This window comes from Roseovarius sp. YIN77, from assembly GCF_057219155.1.
Map to the genome: position 1 here is coordinate 205,016 of NZ_JBXVVI010000002.1, position 26,317 is coordinate 231,332.

General features: G+C 57.5%; 28 protein-coding genes. 24 read left to right on the plus strand and 4 right to left on the minus strand.

The annotated features are described in order from the left end of the window. Nucleotides 1–66 precede the first annotated feature (66 nt). Nucleotides 67–756: a GntR family transcriptional regulator gene (locus AC2D8P_RS04745; RefSeq protein WP_484700933.1), complete on the plus strand. Its 690-nt coding sequence runs from the start codon at nucleotides 67–69 to the stop codon at nucleotides 754–756. Between the two features lie 28 nt (nucleotides 757–784). Here AC2D8P_RS04745 and AC2D8P_RS04750 read toward each other — a convergent pair whose 3' ends face one another. The 4 genes from AC2D8P_RS04750 to AC2D8P_RS04765 form a co-directional block, all read right to left on the minus strand. Further along, nucleotides 785–2,278 (minus strand): replicative DNA helicase, encoded by a 1,494-nt coding sequence (locus tag AC2D8P_RS04750; protein WP_484700934.1) that lies wholly within the window; start codon nucleotides 2,276–2,278, stop codon nucleotides 785–787. Between the two features lie 194 nt (nucleotides 2,279–2,472). After that, a complete protein-coding gene (locus AC2D8P_RS04755; protein WP_484700936.1) occupies nucleotides 2,473–3,153 on the minus strand; it encodes an orotate phosphoribosyltransferase in 681 nt (226 codons plus the stop codon). A 63-nt stretch (nucleotides 3,154–3,216) separates the two neighbouring features. Continuing rightward, complete coding sequence (gene pyrC, locus AC2D8P_RS04760; protein ID WP_484700937.1) at nucleotides 3,217–4,254, minus strand: dihydroorotase; 1,038 nt, start codon at nucleotides 4,252–4,254, stop codon at nucleotides 3,217–3,219. A 54-nt stretch (nucleotides 4,255–4,308) separates the two neighbouring features. Next, entirely contained in the window at nucleotides 4,309–5,478 is a 1,170-nt protein-coding gene (locus tag AC2D8P_RS04765; RefSeq protein WP_484700939.1) for a BaiN/RdsA family NAD(P)/FAD-dependent oxidoreductase, read from the minus strand. A 135-nt stretch (nucleotides 5,479–5,613) separates the two neighbouring features. Here AC2D8P_RS04765 and ftsW point away from each other — a divergent pair, with 135 nt between their 5' ends. From ftsW to AC2D8P_RS04880, 23 genes are all read left to right on the plus strand, one after another. Further along, a complete protein-coding gene (ftsW, locus tag AC2D8P_RS04770) occupies nucleotides 5,614–6,780 on the plus strand; it encodes a putative lipid II flippase FtsW (RefSeq protein WP_484700941.1) in 1,167 nt (388 codons plus the stop codon). Beyond that, nucleotides 6,780–7,895 (plus strand): undecaprenyldiphospho-muramoylpentapeptide beta-N-acetylglucosaminyltransferase, encoded by a 1,116-nt coding sequence (gene murG, locus AC2D8P_RS04775; protein ID WP_484700943.1) that lies wholly within the window; start codon nucleotides 6,780–6,782, stop codon nucleotides 7,893–7,895. Before ftsW ends, murG begins: the two co-directional genes overlap by 1 nt. After that, nucleotides 7,892–9,301, plus strand: coding sequence for a UDP-N-acetylmuramate--L-alanine ligase (gene murC / locus AC2D8P_RS04780; protein WP_484700945.1), 1,410 nt, complete (start codon nucleotides 7,892–7,894; stop codon nucleotides 9,299–9,301). The genes murG and murC overlap by 4 nt, the downstream gene beginning before the upstream one ends. After that, nucleotides 9,298–9,555, plus strand: coding sequence for a DUF2484 family protein (locus tag AC2D8P_RS04785; protein ID WP_484700947.1), 258 nt, complete (start codon nucleotides 9,298–9,300; stop codon nucleotides 9,553–9,555). Before murC ends, AC2D8P_RS04785 begins: the two co-directional genes overlap by 4 nt. Next, on the plus strand, nucleotides 9,552–10,478 hold the full coding sequence (gene murB, locus AC2D8P_RS04790) for a UDP-N-acetylmuramate dehydrogenase (RefSeq protein WP_484700949.1): 927 nt from the start codon (nucleotides 9,552–9,554) through the stop codon (nucleotides 10,476–10,478). The genes AC2D8P_RS04785 and murB overlap by 4 nt, the downstream gene beginning before the upstream one ends. Nucleotides 10,479–10,554: 76 nt before the next feature. Then, nucleotides 10,555–11,469 (plus strand): D-alanine--D-alanine ligase, encoded by a 915-nt coding sequence (locus tag AC2D8P_RS04795; RefSeq protein ID WP_484700951.1) that lies wholly within the window; start codon nucleotides 10,555–10,557, stop codon nucleotides 11,467–11,469. Next, the gene (locus AC2D8P_RS04800; protein ID WP_484700953.1) at nucleotides 11,457–12,344 is read left to right on the plus strand and encodes a cell division protein FtsQ/DivIB; all 888 of its coding nucleotides are present in this window, start codon (nucleotides 11,457–11,459) and stop codon (nucleotides 12,342–12,344) included. The genes AC2D8P_RS04795 and AC2D8P_RS04800 overlap by 13 nt, the downstream gene beginning before the upstream one ends. Then, nucleotides 12,344–13,678: a cell division protein FtsA gene (gene ftsA / locus AC2D8P_RS04805; protein ID WP_484701111.1), complete on the plus strand. Its 1,335-nt coding sequence runs from the start codon at nucleotides 12,344–12,346 to the stop codon at nucleotides 13,676–13,678. Before AC2D8P_RS04800 ends, ftsA begins: the two co-directional genes overlap by 1 nt. A 181-nt stretch (nucleotides 13,679–13,859) precedes the next feature. Beyond that, nucleotides 13,860–15,407, plus strand: coding sequence for a cell division protein FtsZ (gene ftsZ, locus AC2D8P_RS04810; protein WP_484700955.1), 1,548 nt, complete (start codon nucleotides 13,860–13,862; stop codon nucleotides 15,405–15,407). A 217-nt stretch (nucleotides 15,408–15,624) separates the two neighbouring features. Further along, the gene (lpxC, locus tag AC2D8P_RS04815; RefSeq protein ID WP_484700957.1) at nucleotides 15,625–16,545 is read left to right on the plus strand and encodes a UDP-3-O-acyl-N-acetylglucosamine deacetylase; all 921 of its coding nucleotides are present in this window, start codon (nucleotides 15,625–15,627) and stop codon (nucleotides 16,543–16,545) included. A 111-nt stretch (nucleotides 16,546–16,656) separates the two neighbouring features. Further along, nucleotides 16,657–17,496, plus strand: coding sequence for an outer membrane protein assembly factor BamD (locus AC2D8P_RS04820; RefSeq protein ID WP_484700959.1), 840 nt, complete (start codon nucleotides 16,657–16,659; stop codon nucleotides 17,494–17,496). Nucleotides 17,497–17,505: 9 nt separating this feature from the next. Continuing rightward, nucleotides 17,506–19,155 (plus strand): DNA repair protein RecN, encoded by a 1,650-nt coding sequence (gene recN / locus AC2D8P_RS04825; RefSeq protein WP_484700960.1) that lies wholly within the window; start codon nucleotides 17,506–17,508, stop codon nucleotides 19,153–19,155. A gap of 160 nt (nucleotides 19,156–19,315) precedes the next feature. Continuing rightward, nucleotides 19,316–19,681, plus strand: coding sequence for an NADH-quinone oxidoreductase subunit A (locus tag AC2D8P_RS04830; protein ID WP_484700962.1), 366 nt, complete (start codon nucleotides 19,316–19,318; stop codon nucleotides 19,679–19,681). Further along, nucleotides 19,672–20,205 (plus strand): NuoB/complex I 20 kDa subunit family protein, encoded by a 534-nt coding sequence (locus AC2D8P_RS04835; RefSeq protein WP_484700964.1) that lies wholly within the window; start codon nucleotides 19,672–19,674, stop codon nucleotides 20,203–20,205. The genes AC2D8P_RS04830 and AC2D8P_RS04835 overlap by 10 nt, the downstream gene beginning before the upstream one ends. Before the next feature lie 9 nt (nucleotides 20,206–20,214). Beyond that, nucleotides 20,215–20,820 (plus strand): NADH-quinone oxidoreductase subunit C, encoded by a 606-nt coding sequence (locus AC2D8P_RS04840; RefSeq protein WP_484700966.1) that lies wholly within the window; start codon nucleotides 20,215–20,217, stop codon nucleotides 20,818–20,820. Then, nucleotides 20,817–21,257: a GFA family protein gene (locus AC2D8P_RS04845; protein ID WP_484700968.1), complete on the plus strand. Its 441-nt coding sequence runs from the start codon at nucleotides 20,817–20,819 to the stop codon at nucleotides 21,255–21,257. Before AC2D8P_RS04840 ends, AC2D8P_RS04845 begins: the two co-directional genes overlap by 4 nt. Beyond that, entirely contained in the window at nucleotides 21,257–22,477 is a 1,221-nt protein-coding gene (locus AC2D8P_RS04850) for an NADH-quinone oxidoreductase subunit D (RefSeq protein WP_484700970.1), read from the plus strand. The genes AC2D8P_RS04845 and AC2D8P_RS04850 overlap by 1 nt, the downstream gene beginning before the upstream one ends. After that, nucleotides 22,477–23,511 (plus strand): NADH-quinone oxidoreductase subunit NuoE, encoded by a 1,035-nt coding sequence (gene nuoE / locus AC2D8P_RS04855; RefSeq protein ID WP_484700972.1) that lies wholly within the window; start codon nucleotides 22,477–22,479, stop codon nucleotides 23,509–23,511. The genes AC2D8P_RS04850 and nuoE overlap by 1 nt, the downstream gene beginning before the upstream one ends. Continuing rightward, on the plus strand, nucleotides 23,512–23,733 hold the full coding sequence (locus AC2D8P_RS04860) for a DUF5337 domain-containing protein (RefSeq protein WP_484700974.1): 222 nt from the start codon (nucleotides 23,512–23,514) through the stop codon (nucleotides 23,731–23,733). A 36-nt stretch (nucleotides 23,734–23,769) separates the two neighbouring features. Beyond that, on the plus strand, nucleotides 23,770–25,065 hold the full coding sequence (gene nuoF, locus AC2D8P_RS04865) for an NADH-quinone oxidoreductase subunit NuoF (RefSeq protein WP_484700975.1): 1,296 nt from the start codon (nucleotides 23,770–23,772) through the stop codon (nucleotides 25,063–25,065). A 3-nt stretch (nucleotides 25,066–25,068) separates the two neighbouring features. After that, nucleotides 25,069–25,569, plus strand: a complete 501-nt coding sequence (locus AC2D8P_RS04870) for a DUF3291 domain-containing protein (RefSeq protein WP_484700977.1) — start codon at nucleotides 25,069–25,071, stop codon at nucleotides 25,567–25,569. Further along, nucleotides 25,566–25,913, plus strand: coding sequence for a hypothetical protein (locus AC2D8P_RS04875; RefSeq protein ID WP_484700979.1), 348 nt, complete (start codon nucleotides 25,566–25,568; stop codon nucleotides 25,911–25,913). Before AC2D8P_RS04870 ends, AC2D8P_RS04875 begins: the two co-directional genes overlap by 4 nt. Further along, nucleotides 25,910–26,317 carry a DUF5333 domain-containing protein gene (locus tag AC2D8P_RS04880; protein ID WP_484700981.1) on the plus strand — a complete coding sequence of 136 codons (408 nt, stop codon included), beginning with the start codon at nucleotides 25,910–25,912 and terminating at the stop codon, nucleotides 26,315–26,317. Before AC2D8P_RS04875 ends, AC2D8P_RS04880 begins: the two co-directional genes overlap by 4 nt.

Genomic DNA, 26,317 nt, shown 5'->3' on the forward strand with positions numbered 1-26,317 from the left:
TCGTAAAACAGAAGGAAGCAATGTGCATTTCACTGAGTTTCATCCGTGTCGCGAAGGCTCGTTCCGATGAAAACGGCTTTTCGGGACGTCAAAGAGTATATTCGGGGCCGCATTGTTAAGGGCGACTGGGCACCCGGTGATCTGATACCAAATGAAGTTGATTTGGCGGCCGAATTTCAATGCGCCCGTGCAACAGTCAACCGCGCGGTGCGTGAATTGGCCGAAGAAGGGCTGGTGGAACGTAAGCGCAAGGCGGGAACGCGGGTGCGAATGTCACCTTTGCGGCATGCGCGATTTGAAATCCCGATCGTGCGGCATGAAATTGGCGCGTCGGGTAAGACCTATCGATATGCGTTGGTCTTGCATGAGGTGATCGAAGCACCGGGTTGGTTGCGCGCCCGGATGAAATTGGAAGCGGACGGGCAGGTGTTGCACCTGATCTGCATGCATTATGCGGATGGAAATCCATATCAGTTTGAAGACCGGTGGATCAATCTGGCGGCGCTGCCTCAGGCCGAAGAGGCCGATTTTTCAGAGATCGGCCCAAATGAATGGCTGGTCAAAACGGTTCCATTCTCTGACGCGGAAATCAGTTTTTCCGCCACGGCGGCGGATGAGTTGCTGGCCAGCCATCTGGGATGCGCGCAGGGGGAGCCCCTGTTTCTGGCAGAACGGTCAACTTGGTGGCAGGGCCAGTCGATTACCTATGTTCGACAGGTGTTTCAGCGCGGGCACAGAATGACGAGCCGGTTTTGAGTCATGGAAAAGGGCAGGTAGAGGCGAACTAGAACCCGCTATCAGGCCCGCTTTGCCACGGCTTTGCCAGATCGCTGAAACGAGTGAACTGACCCTCAAAGGCCAGGTCCACATTGCCGATTGGGCCGTGGCGTTGTTTGCCGATGATAACCTCGGCCTTGCCGTGAAGCGATTCCATCTCTTGCTGCCAGGCGGCGATCTTGTCCATCTCGTGGTCCGCAGGTTTTTCGCGTTCTTTGTAGTATTCTCCGCGATAGACGAACATCACCACGTCGGCGTCCTGCTCGATAGAACCCGATTCACGCAAGTCGGACAGCTGCGGGCGTTTGTCATCGCGAGACTCTACCTGGCGGGACAGCTGTGACAGTGCGATCACAGGGATATCCAGTTCCTTGGCGATGGCCTTCATCCCCATGGTGATTTCAGAGATTTCATTCACCCGGTTATCGCCTGCTTTGGTGCCCCGACACAGCTGCAGGTAGTCAACGACTAGCAGGTCAAGCCCGTGGGTCCGTTTCAGGCGACGTGCGCGGGCGGCCAGTTGGCTGATCGGCAGGGCAGGGGTGTCATCGATGAAGAGCGGGCAGGCCTCTAACGATTTGGCGGCATCGACAAAGCGGCGAAATTCTTCTTCTGTCATGTCGCCGCGACGGATTTGGTGGGAGGGGACGCGTGACGCTTCGGACAAGATCCGTGCGGCCAGTTGTTCGGCTGACATTTCAAGGCTGTAGAACCCGACAACGCCACCGTTCACGGCCCCCTCAGACCCATCGTGCAACTTGCCCTTGCGATAGGCCTTGGCGACGTTAAAGGCGATGTTGGTTGCCAGAGAGGTTTTGCCCATCGAGGGCCGCCCGGCCAGAATGATCAGGTCAGAGCGATGCAGGCCCCCCAACATTTTATCCATGTCTGTCAGGCCAGTGGAGACCCCCGCCAATCCCCCATCCCGTTGATAGGCGGCATTGGCGACGTTTACGGCGTCGGTGACGGCCGACAGGAAGGATTGAAACCCACTGTCGGCCTGTCCCTGTTCGCTAAGCGCATATAGCGCCTGCTCTGCTTCGACGATTTGCTCGCCCGGTTCGCTCGATACGTCTGTCTTGGCTGCCTTATCCGAAATGTTTCGCCCAATGGCGATCAGCTCTCGCCGGATCGCCAGATCATAAATCAGTTGCGCATAGTCCCGTGCCGCAAAGGAGGAAATCGACGCACCTGCAAGTTTGACCAGATAGGCGGGGCCGCCCAGTTCGGCCAGGCCCGTGTCATCCTCCAGAAACGCTTTCAATGTCACGGGTGAGGCAATCGAGTTTTTGCGAATGCGTGCCTCTGCCGTTTCAAAAATGCGGGCATGGACGGGGTCAAAGAAATGTTGTGACCCGATGATCGACGTCACGCGATCATAGACCTCATTATTGGTCAATATCGCACCCAGAAGCTGTTGCTCAGCCTCGATGTTGTGCGGCAATACTGTTTGAAGCTCGTCCGTCGTTTCGGACGCGCTGATGCGTGCTATTTCGTTCATTGAGCCCTCTCCGCCCTGCGGGCCTTCATGGCACATTTGCCGTGAGTAAAGCAATCTGGATAAGTCTGTGGATTTTCTGTGTAGTAGAGAAACCCCACAATATTTAGCGCGCTCGGGTGCATGACCCACGAAATATCGATATTGCGCGCGAGTAAATTTTTTGAAAAAAATTTACTGCAAAAGCTGCCGTTAGGTCAGCTTCCGGCGCGGGCTTCCTGCCATTCGCGCGGGGCATTCAGAAACTTTTCGACCTCGGTCAGGGTTTCGGGATCAAAGCGATCACCCTCTCTCGCGGCCTCCAGCACATCCCACCAGGTGCATAAATATGACAGGCTGACCCCATGATCGGACAGGGTTTTTTCGGTTTCGGGGAAGATGCCGTAGTAAAAGATTACGGCGGTCCGATCGCAGGTCGCGCCGGTGTCGCGGATGGCATCGACGAAGGACAGTTTTGATCCGCCATCGGTGGTCAGGTCCTCGACCAGCAACACGCGCTGAGCCTCGGACATGGCGCCCTCGATTCGGGCGTTGCGGCCGTAGCCTTTGGGCTTCTTGCGCACGTACGTCATTGGCAGGGCCATGCGTTCGGCCACCAGAGCGGCAAAGGGAATGCCCGCTGTTTCGCCACCAGCGATGTTGTCATACGCTTCCAACCCTGCGTCGCGCATGATGGTGCAGGCGAGGAAATCCATCAGCGTCGATCGGATGCGGGCAAAGCTGATCAGCTTGCGGCAATCGATATAAGTGGGCGAGGGCAGGCCGGAGGCCAGCGTGAACGGTTCGCGCGCATTGAAATGCACCGCCTCGATATCCAAGAGCATTTTGGCCGTCAATTTGGCGATGGTCTTTGCGTCGGGATAGGAGGTGGGGATCATGGTGTGGTTCTTTCTTTTTGGCTCAAATACTCCCGCCGGAGGCATTGCCGGCGGAACAGGTCCTTATTCGGTGACGTGCCAGTGGATTGGCATACCGGGGTCAAAGACAGTGACGGTGCCGACATCGGAGGGGATCGTTTCTGGCAGGGTGATAGGAGTGCCTTTGGTTAGCGTCAGGGTGCCCTCGTTCAACGGTAATCCGTAAAACCGCGCGCCGTGCTCGGATGTGAAGGCCTCCAGCAACTGCAACGCGCCCGCCTGTTCAAACGTTTCTGCCAAACACGCCATGGCGACGGGAGCAGTGAAGCATCCGGCGCAGCCGCAGGCGTTTTCTTTGGTATGGGTCGCGTGGGGTGCGCTGTCAGTGCCTAGGAAAAAGCGAGGGTCGCCAGATGTGGCAGCGCCCAATAGGGCCTCCCGATGGTCGCGGCGTTTCAGGATTGGCAGACAATAGTAATGTGGACGAATGCCACCGACCAGCATGTGGTTGCGATCCAACATCAGGTGCTGAACGGTGATGGTGGCGCCCAGATTGTCCTGAGTCTTGGCGTATTCGACCCCGTCACGGGTGGTGATATGTTCCATCACGGTGCGCAGGCCTGGTGTTGCACGACGGATCGGGTCCAGCACGCGGTCGATGAAAACGGCCTCGCGATCAAAAATGTCAATATCGGCGTCGGTGACTTCGCCGTGGACACAAAGGGGCAGGCCAATCTCGGCCATGCGTTCCAACACGCCGCGCACTTTGTCGAAGTTCTGGACCCCGCTGGCGGAGTTGGTCGTGGCACCGGCGGGGTAGAGTTTGACCGCTTTGATCAGGCCAGAGGCATGGGCCGCGGCCACATCATCGGGGTCAGTGTCCTCGGTCAGGTAAAGCGTCATCAAAGGCTGGAACGCGGCCCCGTCAGGCATCGCATCCATGATCCGGTCGCGATATTCTGCCGCCTGTGTGCCGGTGACCACGGGCGGTAACAGATTGGGCATAATGATTGCCCGGTCAAAATGGCGGGTGGTTTCGGGCAGAACGGCGCGCAACATTGCGCCGTCGCGCAGGTGCAGGTGCCAGTCATCGGGGCGGCGGATGGTAAGAGTCTGTGTCATCGCAACGGGGATTACACAATCCCGCTGTCCGAGGCCACAGGATTTTGTGCAGGATCAGCGATTGGCAATCGCTTTGCCCGCTGCGACGCCTGATGACCAGGCCCATTGAAAGTTGTACCCGCCTAGCCAGCCCGTCACATCCACGCATTCACCGATGAAATAGAGGCCCGGCGTGGTTTTCGACATCATGGTTTGGGAAGACAGACCATCAGTGTCAATGCCGCCCAGGGTGACCTCTGCCGTGCGATACCCTTCGGATCCTGATGGGGAGAGCTGCCAATTGGTCAACCGATCGCACAAGTCGCTTAGGGCGTTGTCGCTTTGATCCGCCAGATTGCCAATCAGGTCTGTGGTTCCGGCGAGATGATCTACTAAGCGGGCGGGCAGAAGCAGCGACAACACTGTTGTGAGATTGCGCCGTCCAGACTTTTGGCGATCCGACCGCAGCCATTCATAGGGCGAGCCGCTTGGGAACAGGTTGATTGTAATCGGTTGACTCTCCCGCCAATAGGAGGAGATCTGCAGGATTGCGGGCCCAGACAGGCCGCGATGCGTGAATAAGAGTGCCTCCTCAAAACTGGTCGGCCCGCAGGTGATGCGCACATCCGAAGACACGCCAGAAATCCCGGCAAAGCGGCCCTCGGGGAAGGTGAGGGGCACCAGGCCCGCGCGAGTTTCCGTCACCACATGCCCGAATTGGCGCGCGATATCATAGGCAAAGCCGGTTGCGCCCATTTTGGGAATGGATTTTCCGCCGCTGGCCAAGACGAGGTTCCGGCAGGTAAAATTGGGCCCGGTGGACAACGCCAGTTGAAAGCTATCATGGGTTTTGGAAACCTCTGTCACCGAGGTGTTGAGCCGCAATTCTGCCCCGGCTTGCGCCATCTCGGCCCGAAGCATCGCGATGATGTCTTTGGCGGAATTATCGCAAAAGAGCTGCCCCAGCGTTTTTTCATGCCAGGTGATGCCATACCTGTTGACCAGGTCGACAAAATCCCACTGCGTGTAGCGCGCCAACGCGGATTTGTGAAAATGCGGATTGGCAGAGATAAAATTATCTGGCCCGGCATGGATATTTGTGAAATTGCAGCGCCCGCCGCCGGAAATGCGGATCTTTTCGCCCGGTGCCTTGGCGTGATCGATCACAAGCGTGCGCCCACCTGTGCGGGTGGCACACATCATACCGGCAGCCCCGGCCCCTATGATCACCGTGTCGTAGTGCATCCGAGGGGCTGACCATGATCGGCGGAAAAACACAAGAGGGGGCCGGCTGACTCTAGCTATATCAGCGTATCTGGGTTACACTTTGGCACAGACCCGGAAAACGGGCGGTAATTGAGGCAGTTTAGGCGGTATCCCATGACCGAAATGGTATACGGTGCGGTTCCCGTGCAGGGAGGAGAACCTGTTCTCCCCCGTTGGTGGCGCACGATTGATAAATGGACATTGTCGGCGGTTCTGATCCTGTTTGCGATCGGTATGTTGCTGGGGCTGGCGGCCTCGCCACCCCTGGCAGAGCGCAATGGATTTGAGGCGTTTCACTACGTTCAGCGGCAGGCCGTCTATGGCACGCTGGCATTGATGGCGATGTTCCTGACCTCGATGATGTCACCGGATCTGTTGCGCCGTCTGGGCGTCATCGGCTTTGCTGTCGCAATGATCGGGCTGATTTTTCTGCCGCTTCTGGGTACGGATTTTGGCAAGGGGGCAACACGTTGGTATTCGCTCGGTTTCGGGTCGGTGCAGCCGTCTGAATTTCTGAAGCCCGGTTTTGTTATCCTATGCGCCTGGTTAATGGCCGCCAGTCAGGAAATCAATGGCCCGCCGGGTAAATCCATGTCGTTGGCCGTGGCGCTGATCATCGTGGCGTTTTTGGCCATGCAGCCCGATTTTGGGCAGGCGTCACTGATCCTGTTCGGCTGGGGTGTGATGTATTTCGTCGCCGGCGCGCCGATGCTCTTGTTGGTTGGAATGGCCGGGTTGGTCGTTTTTGGCGGGACTGTCGCCTATAATAATTCCGAACATTTTGCGCGGCGGATTGATGGGTTTTTGTCGACCGAAATCGATCCGACCACACAGATCGGTTACGCCACAAACGCGATCCGTGAGGGCGGATTTTTTGGCGTCGGCGTGGGTGAGGGGCAGGTCAAATGGTGGCTGCCCGATGCGCATACGGATTTCATTATTGCTGTAGCGGCAGAGGAATACGGGCTGATCCTTGTCCTTTGCATCATTCTACTTTTTGCGATGATCACAGTGCGTTCGCTGATCCGGCTGATCCGCGAACGTGATCCGTTTATCCGGTTGGCCGGAACTGGGCTGGCCTGCATGTTCGGCATTCAGGCCTTTATCAATATCGGTGTCGCTGTACGCCTGTTGCCGGCCAAGGGCATGACATTGCCCTTTGTCAGCTATGGTGGTTCGTCTCTGGTTGCGGGCGGGATTGCGTTGGGCATGCTTTTGGCCTTTACCCGCAAGCGTCCGCAGGGCGAGATTGCAGATCATTTTATTGGCCGGGGACGTTAATGCCAACATCACAACATAGGGCGCCTTTGCTGCTGATCGCGGCGGGCGGAACCGGTGGTCATATGTTTCCGGCACAGGCCCTGGCAGAGGAAATGTTGCACCGGGGATGGCGGGTGAAGCTGTCCACCGACGCGCGTGGGGCACGGTATACGGGCGGTTTTCCGCATATGGTTGAGGTGACGCAAGTCGCCTCTGCCAGCTTTGCCCGAGGTGGGATCAAGGCCAAACTGGAGGTCCCGTTTCGCATTGCTGCTGGTGTGGTGGCGACGGTTCGGGCGTTCCGGAAGAACCGACCAGCGGTTGTTGTTGGTTTCGGAGGTTATCCCACAATTCCGGCGCTGGCGGCGGCGTGGATATTGCGTCTGCCGCGGATGATCCATGAACAAAACGGTGTGTTGGGCCGGGTGAACAAGCTCTTTGCCACGCGGGTCAATCGCATCGCTTGCGGAACCTGGCCAACCGATCTGCCCAATGGCGTTGAGGGGACCTTTACCGGCAATCCGGTGCGGGCCGCGATCCGGGATCGCGAGGGCGCCCCCTATATTCAGCCCGGGGGCTATCCGATGTCGATCCTGGTGATTGGCGGCAGTCAGGGAGCACGTGTTTTATCCGATGTGGTGCCAGAGGCGATTTCCAGTCTGCCCGCGAATGTGTTGAAAAACCTGCGGGTGTTTCAGCAAGCGCGGGAGGAAGATCTACAACGTGTCACGGATCACTATGCCCGGTACGGGATCAAGGCCAATGTGAAGACCTTTTTCACCGATATTCCACGCCGGATGAGCGAGGCACAGCTGGTGATCAGCCGGGCCGGGGCATCCTCGGTCGCCGATATCGCCGTGATCGGGCGCCCGTCGATCCTGATCCCCTTTGCGCAGGCGACCGCAGACCACCAAACCGCGAATGCACGTGGCTTGGTGCGTGCGGGGGCCGCAATCCTGACCCCGGAATCTGCTCTTGCACCTGAAACGCTGGCGGCGCAAATACGCATGATCTTTGATCAACCCAAGGCGGCCTCTAAAATGGCCAGTGCCGCGCGGCTTTATGGAAAGCCCGAGGCGGCGCAGGCTTTGGTGGAACTGGTTAAGGAACTGGCACAAGAGGAACCAGCACGATGAATGCAGCGGCAACCAAGCTTCCAACCGAAATGGGCCCAATCCACTTTGTCGGTATCGGCGGGATCGGGATGTCTGGCATTGCCGAGGTGCTGTTGAACCATGGCTACATCGTTCAGGGGTCTGATCTGAAATCCAGCAAGATCACAGACCGTTTGAAACGCCTGGGCGCGACGATCTTTATCGGGCAGAAGGCGGATAATCTGGACGGTGCCGATGTTGTTGTAATCTCTTCGGCGATTAAGCCGGGCAACCCGGAACTGGATGCGGCACGGGTGCAAGGCCTGCCGGTGGTACGCCGGGCGGAAATGCTGGCGGAACTGATGCGGCTTAAATCCAATGTCGCAGTTGCTGGCACCCATGGCAAAACCACCACGACCACCATGGTGGCGACCTTACTGGATGCGGGCGATCTGGACCCAACCGTGATCAATGGCGGGATCATTCACGCCTATGGATCAAACGCGCGGATGGGGCAGGGCGAATGGATGGTGGTCGAGGCCGACGAATCTGACGGCACCTTCAACCGCTTGCCCGCGACCATCGCCATTGTCACCAATATTGATCCCGAACATATGGAACATTGGGGCGATTTTGATACGCTTCGGCAGGGCTTCACCGATTTCGTCTCCAACATCCCCTTTTACGGATTGGCGATCTGTTGCACCGATCATCCCGAAGTGCAGGCGTTGGTTGGCCGGATCAGCGACAGGCGCATTCTGACCTATGGGTTCAACACGCAGGCCGATATTCGTGCGGTCAATCTGACCTACAAGGCCGGGGTCGCACATTTCGATGTCGTGCTGCAGGCAGAGGGGCAGGTGATTGAGGGTTGCACGCTGCCAATGCCGGGGGATCACAATGTTTCCAACGCGCTGTCGGCGGTGGCCGTGGCCAGGCATCTGGGGATGAAGAAGAACGAAATCCGTGAGGCGCTGGCCAATTTCGGTGGCGTCAATCGACGCTTTACCAAAGTGGGTGAATTCAACGGTGCCCAGATCATCGATGATTATGGCCACCATCCGGTAGAAATTACCGCAGTACTGAAGGCCGCTCGCCAAGCATCTGAGGGGAGGGTGATCGCCGTGCATCAACCGCATCGATATACGCGCTTGTCCTCTTTGTTCGAAGATTTCTGCCGCTGCTTCAATGACGCCGATATTGTCGGCATCGCGGATGTCTTTGCGGCGGGGGAGGACCCGATTGAGGGCGCATCGCGCGATGATCTGGTGGCGGGTTTGATCCAAGGCGGGCACCGTGATGCACGCAGCATATCGTCAGAGCAGGATCTGGCAGACCTGGTGCGCGCAGAGGCCAAACCGGGTGACATTGTTGTCTGCCTTGGGGCCGGGACGATCAGTGTCTGGGCCAATGGTCTGGCCGATCAGTTGAATACGAGCGTAGAATGACAAACTCTCTCATCCTCGCAGCGCTGTGGTTCATTGCAACGAATATTGTGGCGATGTTTCCCAGCCGGGACAAACACTGGCGCTTTGCCTATGTGATGATCGCGCTGGGCATTCCGATCCTGGGATACGTGACCTATGAAAACGGCCCTTGGGTCGGTTTTGCTGTATTGGTGGCAGCCATGTCTATTCTGCGCTGGCCGGTGATCTACCTCTATCGCTGGGCGCGGCGGCAGGTCGTGCGGGGGGCGGAATGAACGCAGGCGATTTTCGCGGCAGGCTAAGCACCAACCGGCCTTTGTCTGATCTGACATGGCTGCGCGTTGGCGGACCAGCTGATATCTTCTTTCAGCCCGCAGATGTTGATGATCTGAGTGATTTTCTAAAGGCGCTGCCTGCCGATGTTCCGGTGTTCCCCATGGGGGTCGGGTCAAACCTGATTGTGCGCGATGGTGGATTGCGAGCGGCGGTCATTCGTATGGGGCGCGGGTTCAACACCATTACGGTCGAGGGCAATCAGGTGACGGCAGGCGTTGCGGCACTGGATGCGCATGTGGCGCGCAAGGCCGCAGAGGCAGGGCTGGACCTGACCTTTTTGCGCACCATCCCGGGCGCGATTGGTGGGGCGGTGCGGATGAATGCGGGCTGCTATGGCACCTATGTTGCGGATGTTCTGGTCAGTGCCCGTGCCGTGACACGTGCGGGGGAGATTGTGGTGCTCTCCCGCGATGATCTGAACTTTCAATATCGCCGGTCTGACTTGCCCGAGGGGTGGGTTCTGATTGACGCGACCTTTGAGGCCCCGTCAGGTGATCCGTGGGTGCTTGCGGATCGGATGACAGCCCAATTGGCCAAGCGCGATGCAACCCAGCCGACCAAGGACCGCACCGCAGGCAGCACCTTTCGCAATCCGGCCGGGTTCAGTTCCACGGGGCGCGATGACGATGTGCATGATTTGAAGGCGTGGAAGCTGATTGATGATGCCGAAATGCGCGGGGCGCGCGTGGGCGGGGCGCAGATGTCGGAAAAACATTCGAACTTCATGATCAACACCGGTGGGGCAACCGCGGCCGATCTGGAAGAATTAGGCGAATTGGTCAGAAAAAAGGTTTTCCAACACAGCGGAATAACGTTAGAGTGGGAAATCATGCGCGTGGGTGAACCTGCGGCAGAAAAATAAAGAATATCAAGGGCCACAGGCAGGCCCTGCGCAATCAAAAAGACCCGAAAAGGGTCATGCGGTGAAAGAGGCGGGTATGTCGAGCAGGACAACCCCGACAGTAGTGGTTCTGATGGGCGGACCTTCGGCAGAGCGCGAGGTTTCCCTGTCATCTGGGCGTGAATGCGCCGCTGCGCTGCGGGACGAAGGGTTCAAGGTGATCGAACTGGACGCTGGTCCGGACCTTGCCCTGCGTCTGGATGAGTTAAAGCCTGATGTCGCTTTCAATGCTCTGCATGGACGCTGGGGCGAAGATGGCTGCGTACAGGGCATCCTTGAATGGATGCGCATTCCTTATACGCATTCGGGCGTGTTGGCCTCTTCGCTGGCGATGGACAAGGATCGGACCAAAGCCGTCTACCGCACTGCCGGATTGCCCGTTGCAGACAATATCCTTGCCAGTCGCGAACAGATCGAGGCGGATCACGTGATGGCCCCGCCCTATGTGGTGAAGCCAAATAATGAGGGCTCCTCGGTCGGGGTTTATATCGTGCACGAGGCTGCCAATGGCCCGCCAAAGCTTGATCCGGACCTGCCGGATTGTCTGATGGTGGAAGAATATGTTGCAGGCCGCGAACTGACCGTTTCAGTCATGGGCGACCGGGCATTGACGGTCACCGATATCCTGTCTGATGGCTGGTATGATTATGAGGCAAAATATGCAGCAGGTGGATCGCGCCACGTGGTGCCTGCCGATATTTCGGCAGAGGTGTTTGATGCCTGTATGGATCACGCGTTAGTCGCGCATCAGGTTTTAGGGTGCCGGGGTGTCAGCCGCACCGATTTTCGCTGGGATGAGGCGCGTGGCCTGGATGGTTTGATCCTGCTGGAAACAAACACGCAGCCCGGTATGACGCCGACCTCTTTGTCGCCCGAACAGGCGGCCCATTGCGGGATTAGTTTCGGGGCCTTGTGCCGCCGGATGGTGGAGGACGCCTCATGCGATCGATGATCCGCAAGCGCCCCGCCCAATGCGATCCGGCCCCCAGCAGGTTGGCCTACAAGATCGAACGCCTGCGTCTGACGCCGGGGTTTAGGCGTTTCATCCGCACCGGTGTGCCCATTGCAATTGTTTGCGGATTTGTGGGTCTGTTCGTGTCGGATGATCGGGCGATGGAACATGTGACCAACGGCATTGACGAAATTCGCCGCACGATCGAGGAGCGCCCGGAATTTGCCGTGCATCTGATGGCCATTGACGGGGCCTCGCGCGAACTGGCGGGAGATATCCGCGAGGTGCTGCCCTATGACTTTCCGGTCAGTTCCTTTGATTTGGATCTGGAGCAGATGCGTCTGACGGTGGCAGGGCTGGATCCGGTGGCAAGTGCCGAAGTGCGCATCCGATCAGGCGGGGTGTTGCAAATCGATATTGTAGAGCGGCAGCCAGCAATTGTTTGGCGCGGCCCGCAAGGGATCGAAACTCTGGATGCCGAAGGCCACAGGGTTGCGGCCCTGATTGCCCGGTTGGAGCGCCCGGATTTGCCCTTGATTACGGGGGCGGGGGCCGATCAGGCGGTGCCTGAGGCCTTGCAACTCTTCGCGACCGCGGGCCCAATTGCAGACCGGTTGCGGGGATTGATGCGCATCGGCACGCGTCGCTGGGATGTCGTTCTGGATCGGGGTCAACGCATCATGCTGCCTGAAAGTGATCCGATCAACGCCCTGCAACGGGTGATCGCGCTCAATCAAGCGCAGGATTTATTGTCGCGTGATGTCACGGCTGTGGACATGCGGCTTGGCCATCGTCCAACGGTGCGGCTGGCAAGTAACGCCGTGACAGAGCTTTGGCGCATTCGTGGATTATCAGTGGGGGGAAGCGGGCAATGATGACCGACCTGTTTGCAGCGCAACGTGCGATGCGCGGTATTCGAAAGGCAGCAATGCATCGTGGTGTTATCGCCATTCTTGATATCGGAACCTCAAAAATTGCCTGTCTGGTTCTGCGATTTGACGGGTCGGAACAGTTTCGCGAGGCCGACGGCGTGGGTTCTTTGGCGGGTCAGTCCGGGTTTCGTGTTATTGGCGCTGCGACAACACGCTCTCGCGGGGTGCGGTTTGGCGAGGTCGACGCCATGCAAGAAACCGAACGCGCCGTCCGCACGGCGGTACAAGCCGCGCAGAAAATGGCGCAGGTTCGCGTCGACCATGTGATCGCCTGTTTTTCGGGCGGGCGGCCGAGGTCTTATGGCTTGGCGGGCCAGGTGGAACTGCACGACAGCACGGTGACCGAAAGCGATATCGCCCGGGTTCTGTCGGTCTGCGATGTGCCTGATATTGGCGAGGGCCGGGATGTGCTCCACGCCCAACCGGTTAATTTTGCAATCGACCATCGCACCGGCCTGATCGATCCGCGCGGGCAGATCGGAAACAGGCTTGCCACAGATATGCATATGCTGACTGTCAGTGGCCGGGTGGTTCAAAACCTTCTCTACTGCATCAAGCGCTGCGATCTGGAACTGGCCGGGCTGGCCTCATCAGCCTATGCATCCGGCCTTTCGGCCTTGGTCGAAGATGAACAGGAACTGGGTGCGGCTTGTATTGATCTTGGCGGCGGGTCGACCAGCCTGTCGGTCTTTATCAAGAAACACATGATCTATACCGACACCGTGCGTTTGGGTGGTAATCACATCACCTCTGATATTTCCAAGGGTCTGCAAGTGTCTTTGGCGACGGCAGAGCGGATCAAGACATTCTATGGCGGCGTGGTCGCCACGGGCATGGACGATCGCGAAATGATCGAGGTGGGCGGTGACACTGGCGATTGGGAACATGATCGCCGGACTGTCAGTCGGGCGGAATTGATCGGGATCATGCGCCCCCGGGTTCAGGAAATTCTGGAAGATGTGCGCGAACGGTTGGAAGTTGCGGGCTTTGAACATCTACCGAGCCAAAAGATCGTTTTGACAGGTGGCGGTAGCCAAATCCCGGGGCTGGAAGGTTTGGCCTCTCGCATCCTTGGTCAACAAGTGCGGTTGGGTCGCCCGCTGCGTGTTCAGGGGTTGCCGCAGGCGGCAACCGGCCCAGCGTTTTCGTCCTCGGTCGGGTTGTGCCTGTTTGCCACGCGGCCACAGGATGAATGCTGGGATTTCGAGATTCCGTCGGAAAAATACCCGGCCAGATCGCTGCGCCGTGCGGTGAAATGGTTTAAAGAGAACTGGTAATCCGCAAAATCTGGGGGGTGTCGGCAAAATACCGCCGTTGTCGGACGCATTTTCACCACATTTTGTGGTGATTTCACTCTTTTTTAGGTGACGTTGCGGCTTTGTCACGGTAGGATTGGCATTAATTGGGGTGAGGCCGTAGTAAAAATGGCCCGAACAAGCAGTACAGGCGGACAGTTATATGACATTGAACCTTAGGATGCCCGAACAGGACGAATTGAAGCCGCGCATTACAGTATTTGGTGTAGGTGGCGCAGGCGGAAATGCCGTCGACAACATGATTGAAAAGCAGTTGGAGGGCGTCGATTTCGTCGTTGCGAACACCGACGCGCAGGCGCTGCAATCCAGCAAATCCAGCTCTCGCATCCAAATGGGTGTGAAAGTGACCGAGGGACTGGGCGCAGGTGCTCGACCAACCGTGGGTGCTGCCGCTGCCGAAGAAACCATTGAAGAAATCGTCGATCATCTGGCCGGTGCGCATATGTGCTTTATCACCGCTGGCATGGGTGGTGGCACCGGGACCGGGGCCGCCCCGATCATCGCGCAGGCGGCGCGTGAACTGGGCGTTCTGACCGTTGGCGTTGTGACCAAACCCTTCCAGTTTGAGGGCGCGAAACGGATGCGCCAGGCCGAAGACGGGGTTGATGCCCTGCAAAAGGTTGTCGATACCCTGATCATCATCCCCAACCAGAACCTGTTCCGTCTGGCCAATGAGAAGACCACGTTTACCGAAGCGTTTTCCATGGCAGATGACGTTTTGTATCAGGGTGTGAAAGGCGTGACCGATCTGATGGTGCGCCCGGGTCTGATCAACCTCGACTTTGCCGATGTGCGCGCCGTGATGGACGAAATGGGCAAAGCGATGATGGGCACCGGCGAGGCCGAGGGCGAAGATCGCGCCATCCAGGCAGCTGAGAAAGCCATAGCCAACCCGCTGCTGGACGAAATCAGTCTGAAAGGCGCCAAGGGCGTTCTGATCAACATCACCGGCGGTTACGATATGACCTTGTTCGAATTGGACGAGGCCGCCAACCGGATCCGCGAAGAAGTGGACCCAGAGGCAAACATTATCGTTGGATCGACGCTGGACACAGAAATGGGCGGCAGCCTGCGTGTGTCTGTGGTCTCCACCGGGATCGACGCCAGCTTGTCTGTCAGCGACTCCCCGATGCCACGCCGTTCCATGGCCAACCCACTGCCCAAGAAAGCGGCGATTGAGGTGGAAGAGCCGGTCGAAGAAGAGGCAGTTGCAGAGCCTTCTCTGTTCGAACGGATTGAAGATGACGAACCCGCCTTTGTTGCATCTGAAGAGGTGACTGCAGAGGATGACGAACTGCCGCCACCGGCCTATCAGCCGCGCGAGGAAGAGCCTGTCGCCGTGCATGAAGAGACAGAATTTGTCGCCCCGCGCGCGCCTGCGCCCGGTACGCCGTCGCCCGAAGCATTGGCCCGTTTGCATGCTGCCGTCCAGAAAGCCCCGGCCACTGGCGGGCGACCACGCGCGGTGCAACCCATAGAACGTCAGGAAACTGCAGATGAGCAGCGCCCGCGTTTCGGGATCAATTCCCTGATCAATCGGATGACCGGGCACCCTCAGGAAGAAGAGCGTCGTGCGCAACCGCGCCTGCGCCAACAGCCGCAAGTGCGGGCCTATGAGGAAGAACAAGAGCTGGATTCTGAGCAGGAACGCATCGAAATACCGGCGTTTCTCCGCCGACAGGCCAACTGATCCGGCAAACATAGATCGATGAAAGGGCAGCATTTTGTTGCCCTTTTTTCTTTCTAATCAATGTATTATCGCCACGGTATGCAAATGTGGGCAATATATTGCCGATCCTGAAATGCGATGTTTCAGACCGTTACAAAGATTGAATTGAGCTATTGAGCGATGCGGATTAGGTCCGTGTCACCGGATATTGGGTCCGGGATGTCGCCAGAGGGCTATTTTGCAGACAACGGTCAAATCATCTGTACGTTTCATCGGGGTGGGTCTTCACTCTGGTAAGCCTGTGCGCATGGTGGTTCACCCTGCCTCGGCGGAATATGGCATTTGGTTTCATCGTACGGATGTCGACACCGATGGTTTGATTGCCGCGCGCTGGGATGGTGTGGATACGACCGCGCGCCTATGCACACGCATCGACAACGATGCAGGTGTCACCATTTCGACAACCGAACATATCATGGCCGCCTTGGCCGGGTGCGGAATTCATAACGCCCTGATCGAAGTTGATGGTCCGGAGGTTCCGATCCTTGATGGCAGCGCCCAGCCTTTTGTGAAGGGGCTGATTTCTGTTGGTATTCGGACACTGGATGCACCGGTTCGTGCCATCGAAGTTCTGAAACCTGTTGAAGTACGCGAAGGCTTGGCAATTGCCCGGCTGGAGCCAAATTCAAACCTTGAGATCGATTTCGAGATTGATTTCGAAGATGCTGCAATCGGCCATCAGGAAAAATCCCTGAACATGGCGAATGGTAGCTTTGTTCGCGAACTATGTGACAGCCGCACCTTCTGCCGTGAAGACGACGTTCAGGCGATGCATCGCAATGGCCTGGCCTTGGGTGGCACCTTGGAAAACGCCGTGGTCGTGCGCGGTGCAGAAGTTCTGAGCCCGGGGGGCCTGCGCCATTCGGATGAGGCCGTGCGCCACAAAATGCTGGACGCTCTGGGTGACCTGGCCTTGGCTGGTGCGCCTTTGATGGCGCGCTACTCTGGTATTCGAGCAGGGCACGCGTTGACCAACAAATTATTGCGTGCGCTCTTTGCCGATCCCGAAGCGTTCCGCCTGGTGACATGTGACCGCCCACAGGCGGCAAAACTGCCTGGCGTCGGTGTGCATAAGGCCGAAATTCCTGCTTACGCATAAGTCTCTGCAAAAATTACGCAAAGCCATTTTGCACCGAATTTTTCTGTGCTAGGACAATGCACGTAAGGCGGGGTAATAGACCCGTTATGGTGAATACAGGGTAGGCGGGCGATGTCGGGCAGCTTTCGATCTTCTGGGAAAATCGCAGGTATACTGCTCTTGGTTGGCTTGGTTTCGGCATGTGGCGGGAATCGCGAAGTCGCAATAGAGGATCAATCTGCCCAACAAATTTATGAACGCGCCGAGTTCGAGCTGGAAAACAGTAAGAAGGCGGAAGAAGCTGCGCGTCTGTTTGGTGAGGTAGAGCGGCTTTATCCCTATTCGGAATACGCTAAACGCGCGCTGATCATGCAGGCCTTTTCCTATCACAAGGATCGGGACTATGAAAACGCCCGCATCGCGGCGCAACGCTATATCGATTTCTATCCTGCGTCAGAGGATGCCGCATATGCGCAATATCTTCTAGCGCTCAGCTATTATGACCAGATAGAGGATGTCGGCCGCGATCAGGGATTAACCATAGAGGCACTTCAGGCGCTACGCACTGTGATTGAACGCTATCCCGGCAGCGATTATGCCCGTTCTGCGCGATTGAAATTTGATCTGGCGTTCGATCGTTTGGCGGCAAAGGAAATGGAAGTTGGCCGCTATTATCTGAAACGGGCCCATTACACTGCTGCGATCAACCGGTTCCGCATGGTTGTGGAAGAGTTTCAAACCACCAGCCACACTGCAGAGGCCCTGCATCGACTTGTTGAAAGTTATCTGTCTTTGGGTCTGACGGATGAGGCCCAAACCGCCGCTGCCATTTTGGGTCATAACTTCCGGTCGTCGCCCTTCTATGAAGATAGCTATGCTTTGCTCAGCAGTCAGGGTCTGCAGCCTAAAGTGCGCGGCAACGGTTGGCTTGCGCGGCTTTACCGCCAGACCGTCCGTGGCGAGTGGCTCTAGGGACCGGATATGCTGAAAAGTCTCGACATCCGGGACATGCTGATTATCGACCGGCTGGCTCTTGAATTTCAGCCGGGGCTGAACGTTCTGACCGGGGAAACCGGGGCCGGTAAATCTATTCTGTTGGATTCGTTAGGGTTCGTGCTGGGATGGCGCGGGCGCGCTGAACTGGTGCGCGACGGGGCCGAACAGGGCGAAGTGACGGCGGTGTTCGAACTGCCGACCGATCATCCGGTGCATGACGTTCTGGACGAGTTTGGATTGCCTGCGTCAGAGGAACTGATCCTGCGCCGCGTCAACCGGTCTGATGGTCGCAAAACCGCCTGGGCAAATGATCGCCGGGTTTCGGGGGAAGTGCTTCGATCCTTGTCAGAGCATTTGGTGGAACTTCATGGCCAGCACGACGATCGCGGGTTGCTGAACCCCAGGGGTCACAGGTTGTTGTTGGATGATTTTGCCGGACTATCGGCGGAAATATCCGATTTGCGTCAGTCCTGGCGCGACGTGGCCGATGCCCGCGCCAGACTTACCGAGGCTGAAAGCCGCCTGGCCGCCGCCCGATCTGAAGAGGATTATTTACGCCACGCGGTATCAGAACTGCTGCAACTGTCGCCAGAACTGGGCGAGGATGCCGCATTGGACGCACAGCGTCGCCTGATGCAGAGTGCCAGCCGGGTGAGAGAGGATATTCAACGCGCCTATCAGGCATTGGGATTGGATGGGGCCGAGGGCCTGACCACCGATGCCCTGCGCTGGCTCGAGGGGGGCGGGGAAGAAATTCAGGCGCTGCTTGAGGACAGCGCGAATGCCCTGAATTCGGCATTGAATGAGCTTGCCTCCGCCCAGCAGGGAATAGAGCGCTGCCTTGATGAGCTCAGCTTCAACCCATCAGATCTGGAACAGGTCGAGGAGCGGCTTTTTGCGATCCGCGCCCTGGCGCGCAAACATGATGTCGCGTCGGATGACCTGCCAGCATTGGCCGATCAACTCTCTGCCAGGTTGGAGGAGATTGACAACGGTGACAATGAAATCAAAGCGTTGCAATCAAATTTGTCGAACATTCAGGCGAAATATGATCAACAGGCGCTGAAAATCAAAAACCGCCGCAAAACCGCCGCCAAACAGCTCGACCAGGCGATGATGGAAGAGCTTGCACCGCTGAAAATGGAGCGCGCGGTTTTCACCACAGAAGTCAGTGATGCCGATCCGGGACCAGAGGGCACCGATGCCGTAGCCTTCGCCGTGGCCACCAACCCCGGCGCGCCTAGCGGACCCCTGAATAAGATTGCCTCTGGTGGCGAACTCAGCCGATTTCTGTTGGCCTTGAAAGTGTGCCTGAGTGCGGCGGAGGCCAAGGCGACAATGATTTTTGACGAGATTGACCGCGGTGTTGGCGGGGCCACGGCCGATGCAGTGGGGCGTCGTTTGAAATCCCTGGCAGATGGTTCACAGGTTCTGGTGGTGACGCATTCGCCCCAAGTGGCTGCACTGGGCGCGCATCATTGGCGGGTCAGCAAGACAACACAGGCCGGGCACACGCTGTCCACTGTGACGCCGCTAACCGATACAATGCGGGTGGATGAGCTTGCACGCATGTTGTCAGGTGACAAAATCACAGATGCGGCGCGCGCGGCGGCGGGGGAATTGCTGCGTGGATAACCTGTGCGCGTATTGTCATCACGGCAGGGTCGCGTCCCGAATTCGACAAAATCGGTCACCTGACGACATTTTACCACGCAGCTTTGGTTGACCCCGTCTTGGTCCCCGTTTAAACCCGAAAAAGCACTGCCTTGCGCCTGATGCAAACAAGGAGCCACCTGTGGAAGATCTGCTGAGAGAGTATCTACCGATTCTCATTTTTCTCGGGATTGCAATTGCTTTGGGGGTTGTTCTTATCCTCGCTGCTGTAATCCTTGCTGTTCGCAACCCTGATCCTGAAAAAGTCAGCGCCTATGAATGTGGATTTAACGCCTTTGATGATGCGCGGATGAAGTTTGATGTCCGGTTCTATCTGGTGTCGATTCTCTTCATCATCTTCGATCTGGAAATTGCCTTCCTGTTCCCCTGGGCTGTTGCCTTCAAGGATGTCGGGATGGTCGGGTTCTGGTCGATGATGGTTTTCCTGGCAGTTCTGACCATCGGTTTTGCGTATGAGTGGAAGAAGGGGGCGCTGGAATGGGATTGAGCACGGGAGCCAACGCCGCCGGCGCGGATAAAGATGTCGCGACTCAGGCGCTGAACCGCGAGTTGCAGGACAAAGGGTTCCTGCTGACCTCGTCCGAGGATATTATCAATTGGGCGCGCACCGGGTCGCTGCATTGGATGACCTTTGGTCTGGCCTGTTGTGCGGTGGAAATGATGCATGTGGCGATGCCGCGCTATGACGCCGAACGTTATGGTTTCGCCCCTCGTGCCAGCCCGCGCCAATCGGATGTGATGATTGTTGCTGGAACGCTGACCAATAAAATGGCTCCGGCGCTGCGCAAGGTTTATGACCAGATGCCAGAACCACGCTATGTGATCTCTATGGGGTCCTGCGCCAATGGCGGCGGTTATTACCACTATTCCTACTCTGTTGTGCGTGGGTGTGACCGTGTGGTGCCTGTCGATATCTATGTGCCCGGCTGCCCCCCGACGGCAGAGGCGCTTTTGTACGGTATTCTGCAACTGCAACGTAAAATCCGCCGCACCGGCACGATTGTAAGGTAAGGGGTCGCCATGTCTGATGCACTGAACGAACTTGGCGCCTGGCTGGAGCTGAAACAACCCGACGCGGTGATCGGCTATAAGATCACACATGGCGAGTTGACCGTTGATGTCGTCGCCCGTGCCCTGCCATCGCTGGTCGAGTTTATTCGTGGCGATCAGCGCTGCAAGTTTTCAACGCTGGTGGATATCACTGCCGTGGACTACCCGTCGCGCGATCAGCGTTACGATGTCGTCTATCACTTTCTGTCGATGTACCAAAACCACCGCATCCGCCTGCGCGCGGCCGTGCGTGACGATGAAATGGTGCCGTCGATTGTATCGGTGCATCCGTCTTCCAATTGGTTCGAGCGTGAAGTGTTCGATATGTTCGGCATCATCTTTACCGGCCATCCGGACCTGCGCCGCATCCTGACGGATTATGGGTTCCGCGGCCATCCGCTGCGCAAGGATTTTCCGACGACGGGTTATACCGAGGTGCGATATGACGAGGCGCAGAAACGCGTGGTCTATGAACCGGTCAAGCTGACCCAGGAATACCGCCAGTTCGATTTCATGTCGCCATGGGAGGGCGCCGAATACATCCTGCCGGGTGATGAGAAGGAGGCGGCGAAATGACTGATGCATCGGGCCAAACACTAAACGGTGCCTGCGTATGTGGCGCCTGCAGCTTCACCGCGACCCCGGTTTCCATGTCGGTAGCGGCCTGTCATTGCGGCATGTGCCGGAAATGGTCTGGTGGCATGTATTTTGCCGTGGATTGTGAAACTTCGGTCACTTTCGCAGATGGGGCGCCCCTTGGTTCCTACAAAGGTAGCGAATGGGGTGAGCGCGTGTTCTGCAAAGAATGCGGGTCGTCCTTGGTGTGGCAAATGCAGGATGGCACGTTTCAGCATGTGTCGATGCAGGCCTTTGATGATCCATCGCAATTTGTCGTGGACCACGAGATTTTCATCGACCGCAAGCCTGACAACTATGCCTTGGCGAATGACACCAAGAAAACCACAGAGGCAGAGATCTTTGCGATGTTTGCCGATGCAGGAGGGGCGCAATAATGGACGGCTCCAGAGGATATACCGACGCCCTGACCGGCGAACAGAAAATCCGCAATTTCAACATCAACTTTGGCCCCCAACACCCGGCCGCCCACGGCGTTCTGCGTTTGGTGCTGGAATTGGATGGCGAGATAGTCGAACGCTGTGACCCGCATATCGGCCTGTTGCACCGTGGCACCGAAAAACTGATGGAAAGCAGGACCTACCTGCAAAACCTGCCGTATTTCGACCGGCTGGATTACGTGGCCCCGATGAACCAGGAACATGCCTGGTGTCTGGCCATTGAAAAGCTGACCGGAACAGAGGTGCCGCGCCGTGGCAGCCTGATCCGTGTGCTGTTTTCCGAAATTGGCCGGGTTCTGAACCACCTGCTGAACGTGACGACGCAGGCCATGGATGTCGGCGCGTTGACCCCACCGCTGTGGGGTTTTGAAGAGCGTGAAAAGCTGATGGTGTTTTATGAGCGTGCTAGCGGGGCCCGCCTGCACGCCGCCTATTTCCGCCCCGGTGGGGTCCATCAGGATCTGACGCCCGACCTGATCAATGACATCGAGACATGGGCGAATGAGTTCCCCCGTGTTCTGGATGATATTGATGGTCTGTTGACGGAAAACCGCATTTTCAAGCAGCGCAACTGCGATATCGGTGTTGTGAGCGAACAGGAAATCCTTGATTGGGGCTTCTCTGGCGTCATGGTCCGGGGTTCCGGCCTTGCATGGGATTTGCGCCGTGCGCAGCCCTATGAATGCTATGATGAGTTCGATTTCCAGATCCCGATTGGCAAAAACGGTGATTGTTTTGATCGTTACCTGTGCCGGATGCAGGAAATGCGCGAAAGCCTGAAGATCATTCATCAGGCGGTGGAAAAACTCCGCGCGCCCGAAGGCCAAGGCGATGTTCTGGCCCGGGGGAAACTGACACCGCCCAAACGTAGCGATATGAAAACCTCGATGGAGGCTTTGATTCACCACTTCAAACTCTATACCGAGGGCTTCCACGTGCCCGCGGGTGAGGTTTATGCGGCGGTTGAGGCCCCCAAAGGTGAATTTGGCGTCTACCTCGTCGCCGATGGATCAAACAAACCCTACCGCGCCAAAATCCGCGCCCCGGGATATTTGCACCTGCAAGCCATGGACCACGTCGCCACCGGCCACCAATTGGCCGACGTCGCCGCCATTATTGGTACCATGGATGTCGTATTTGGAGAGATTGACCGCTAATGCTTCGCCGTCTTCACCCCGAACAACCCGATAGTTTCGCCTTTACCCCTGCTAACCAAGCATGGGCTGAGGCGCAGACAACCAAATTCCCGGATGGCCGTCAGGCCTCTGCCGTTATTCCGCTGTTGTGGCGGGCGCAGGAACAAGAGGGTTGGCTGTCCCGCCCGGCCATCGAATATGTCGCTGACATGCTGGGCATGGATTACATCCGTGCGCTGGAGGTTGCGACCTTCTACTTCATGTTCCAACTTCAACCGGTCGGATCGATCGCCAATATTCAGGTCTGCGGGACCACGTCCTGCATGATCTGCGGGGCAGAGGATTTGATTGCGGTTTGCCGCGACAAGATCGCGCCGAACGCGCATCAGTTGTCTGACGATGGCAAGCTCAGCTGGGAAGAGGTCGAATGCCTTGGGGCCTGTACCAATGCGCCCATGGCCCAGATCGGCAAAGATTACTATGAAGATTTGACCGCCGAACGGTTCGGCGAAATCATCGAAGAGCTGCGCGCAGGCAAGGTGCCCGTGCCGGGGCCGCAAAACGGGCGCTATGCGGCCGAACCGCTGCCCGGCCTGACGACGCTGAAAGAGTTTGAAAGCGGCCATACCCAGTATAACGGGTCGGTCCAGCGTGCCGTGGACATCGGCGAGACGGTGAAAAAGATTGACGGAACAGAGGTGCCGCTCTTGACCCCATGGTTGGAGAAAACGGCGCAACCTGCTGCCGAGCCAGCCGCCAAAAAAGCAGCCCCCAAGGCTGAACCGGCACCTGTAACGGATGCGGCAGAAACTGCTCCCGAAACATTGACCGCCGCACGTGGTGGGCAACCGGATGATCTGAAAAAGCTGAAGGGTGTGGGACCTAAGCTGGAACAGACGTTGAATGAACTGGGTTTCTATCATTTCGATCAGATCGCGGCTTGGGGCCCGGCTGAGGTCGCATGGGTGGACAGCCGGTTGAAGTTTAAAGGCCGCATTGAGCGGGACGGCTGGATCGAACAAGCCAAGTCGCTGGCAAACGGCGACGAGGCGTAAATGACCATAAGCCCCGAAGAGGATCGGGCGCTGGCGCGGCAGGCACGGCTGGTGTCGATAGTGATCGCGGTTGCAATGATCCTCTGGCTGGGTGGGCAATGGTTGGGTGGAAAACTGGGGCTGGAAGCCCGCTATGTTTTCTTGCTCGATTTTGCGGCGATCGGCGCGCTGATTTGGGCGTTGATTGTTGGAATAAATATCTGGCGGAAACGCCGGGGATAACAGGGCCGGAATGCCGGCGGACGAAGGATGGTAACTATGTTGAAAGATCAGGATCGGATCTTTACCAACCTCTACGGGATGCATGACCGCAGCCTTGCTGGTGCGCGGGCGCGCGGCCATTGGGACGGGACGGCGGACATCATCAAAAAGGGCCGCGACTGGATCGTGGATGAGGTTAAGGCATCAGGCCTGCGCGGTCGTGGCGGTGCGGGATTTCCGACCGGTTTGAAATGGTCCTTCATGCCCAAGGAAAGCGATGGTCGCCCGGCCTATCTGGTGATCAACGCTGACGAATCTGAGCCCGGCACCTGCAAAGACCGCGAAATCATGCGCCATGATCCGCATACCCTGATCGAGGGTGCGCTGATCGCCAGTTTCGCGATGAATGCGCATACCTGTTATATCTACATCCGTGGGGAATTCATCCGCGAACGCGAGGCCCTGCAGGCCGCGATTGACGAATGCTATGATGCGGGCCTTCTGGGCAAGAACGCCGCCAAATCCGGCTGGGATTTTGATCTGTTCCTGGCCCACGGGGCCGGGGCCTATATCTGCGGCGAAGAAACCGCCCTGATCGAAAGCCTTGAGGGCAAAAAGGGCATGCCGAGGATGAAGCCGCCATTCCCTGCGGGGGCGGGCCTTTATGGGTGCCCGACCACGGTGAATAACGTGGAATCCATCGCCGTTGCGCCGACGATCCTGCGCCGTGGGGCCGGGTGGTTTTCGTCTTTCGGGCGGCCGAACAATGCAGGCACCAAGCTTTTTGGCATCTCCGGTCACGTGAACAACCCCTGTGTGGTTGAGGAGGAAATGTCGATCACGCTGAAGGAGTTGCTGGATCGTCACTGCGGCGGCGTGCGCGGCGGATGGGATAACCTGAAAGCCGTCATTCCCGGTGGCTCGTCCGTTCCAATGCTTCCCAAGGATATCTGTGAAGACGCGATCATGGATTTCGACTGGTTGCGCGAACAGCGCTCTGGTCTGGGAACTGCGGCGGTGATCGTGATGGATCAGTCCACCGATGTGATCAAGGCGATCTGGCGTCTGTCCAAGTTCTACAAACACGAAAGCTGCGGTCAGTGTACCCCGTGCCGCGAGGGCACCGGTTGGATGATGCGGGTTATGGATCGTCTGGTGACAGGCGATGCGGAACCGGAAGAGATCGATATGCTGTTGTCGGTCACCAAGCAGGTCGAGGGCCACACAATCTGTGCGCTGGGTGATGCGGCGGCTTGGCCGATCCAGGGCCTGATCCGTCATTTCCGAAATGAGATTGAAGATCGGATCAAATATAAACGCACTGGCCGTGTCAGTGCCGTGGCGGCGGAGTAACCAATGCAGCCCAAAGGTCATCATCTTGCAGAGCTGAACGTCGCGCGACTGGTCGCGCCGACGGATGATCCGCGTGTGGCCGATTTCATGAATGCGCTGGATCGGATCAACGGGCTTGGCAAGCGGATGCCGGGGTTTGTCTGGATGATGGAAGGCTCGGGTGAACCCGGGACTGGCAATACCGAAACCGGGGTTGAGGGTGATCCTCTGCTCATTTCAAACCTGACAGTCTGGGAAAATGTCCAGACCTTAGAAGCGTTTGTGTGGGATACTGTACACCGGCAATTCTATGAACGTCGGGCAGAATGGTTCGAGGTACTGGAACAGATGCATTTCGTCATGTGGTGGGTGCCGGAAGGGCATCAGCCAAGTTTGGACGAAGCGCTAGAACGGTTGGAACATTTGCGCACCAATGGGGATAGTGATTTCGCCTTTGGCTGGTCGCATCTTGAGGACGCGCGGCGCTGGCGCGAACAACAATGCGATCGGGTGGCAGCTGAATGATCTTACGAGCCACCATAATTTTGGCGCTTAGCCTTCCTATCGCTTCTTGTGGCACGGTCAAGAACTTGACCGGCATCGGTGCGCCCAAAGCGGCGCGTGCGTTGCCTTATAAGGCGCGTCTGTCCAAAGAGTCGGATCGTCGGGAGTTTACCGTCGCGGTGACAAATAAGGGCGCCGGGGTGGCCGAGGTGCGCGAAAGCGTGCGTTTCCCAGCAACGGAATATTGCCTGTTCCGCTATGGGTCATCCGATGCCGAATGGGAACTCGATCCCGTAACTGGTGACTGGGCATTTGAACAGGATGGCCGCAAATTACGTTTTGCGGGCCGGTGTACGGCACGATGATGCGTCATGCGATCATATCCCTTTGCGCCCTTGCGCTGGCTCTGCCCGCTTATGCGGTGCAGGCAGGCGGGTTGCGTGACCACGAGGGCGTGAATAGCGGCCTGATATCCGCGGGCATCGTGACAGAGATTGAAGATAATTGCCCGTCGCTGGGTGTGCGAAAGCTGCGCGGTCTGATGTATCTGCGCTCGCTTTACAATCTGGCGCAATCGGCTGGCTTCTCTCATGAAGAGATCGAGGCCTATGTCGATGACCAGGAAGAAGAGGCGCGCTTGCGCCGTCATGTTGATATCTGGCTGGCCCAAAAGGGGGCAGAGCCTGGTAATGCGGAAAGTTACTGTGCCATTGGGCGCGATCAGATGGATCGCAGCACCCAAATCGGCGTTTTGTTGAAGGCGGAATAG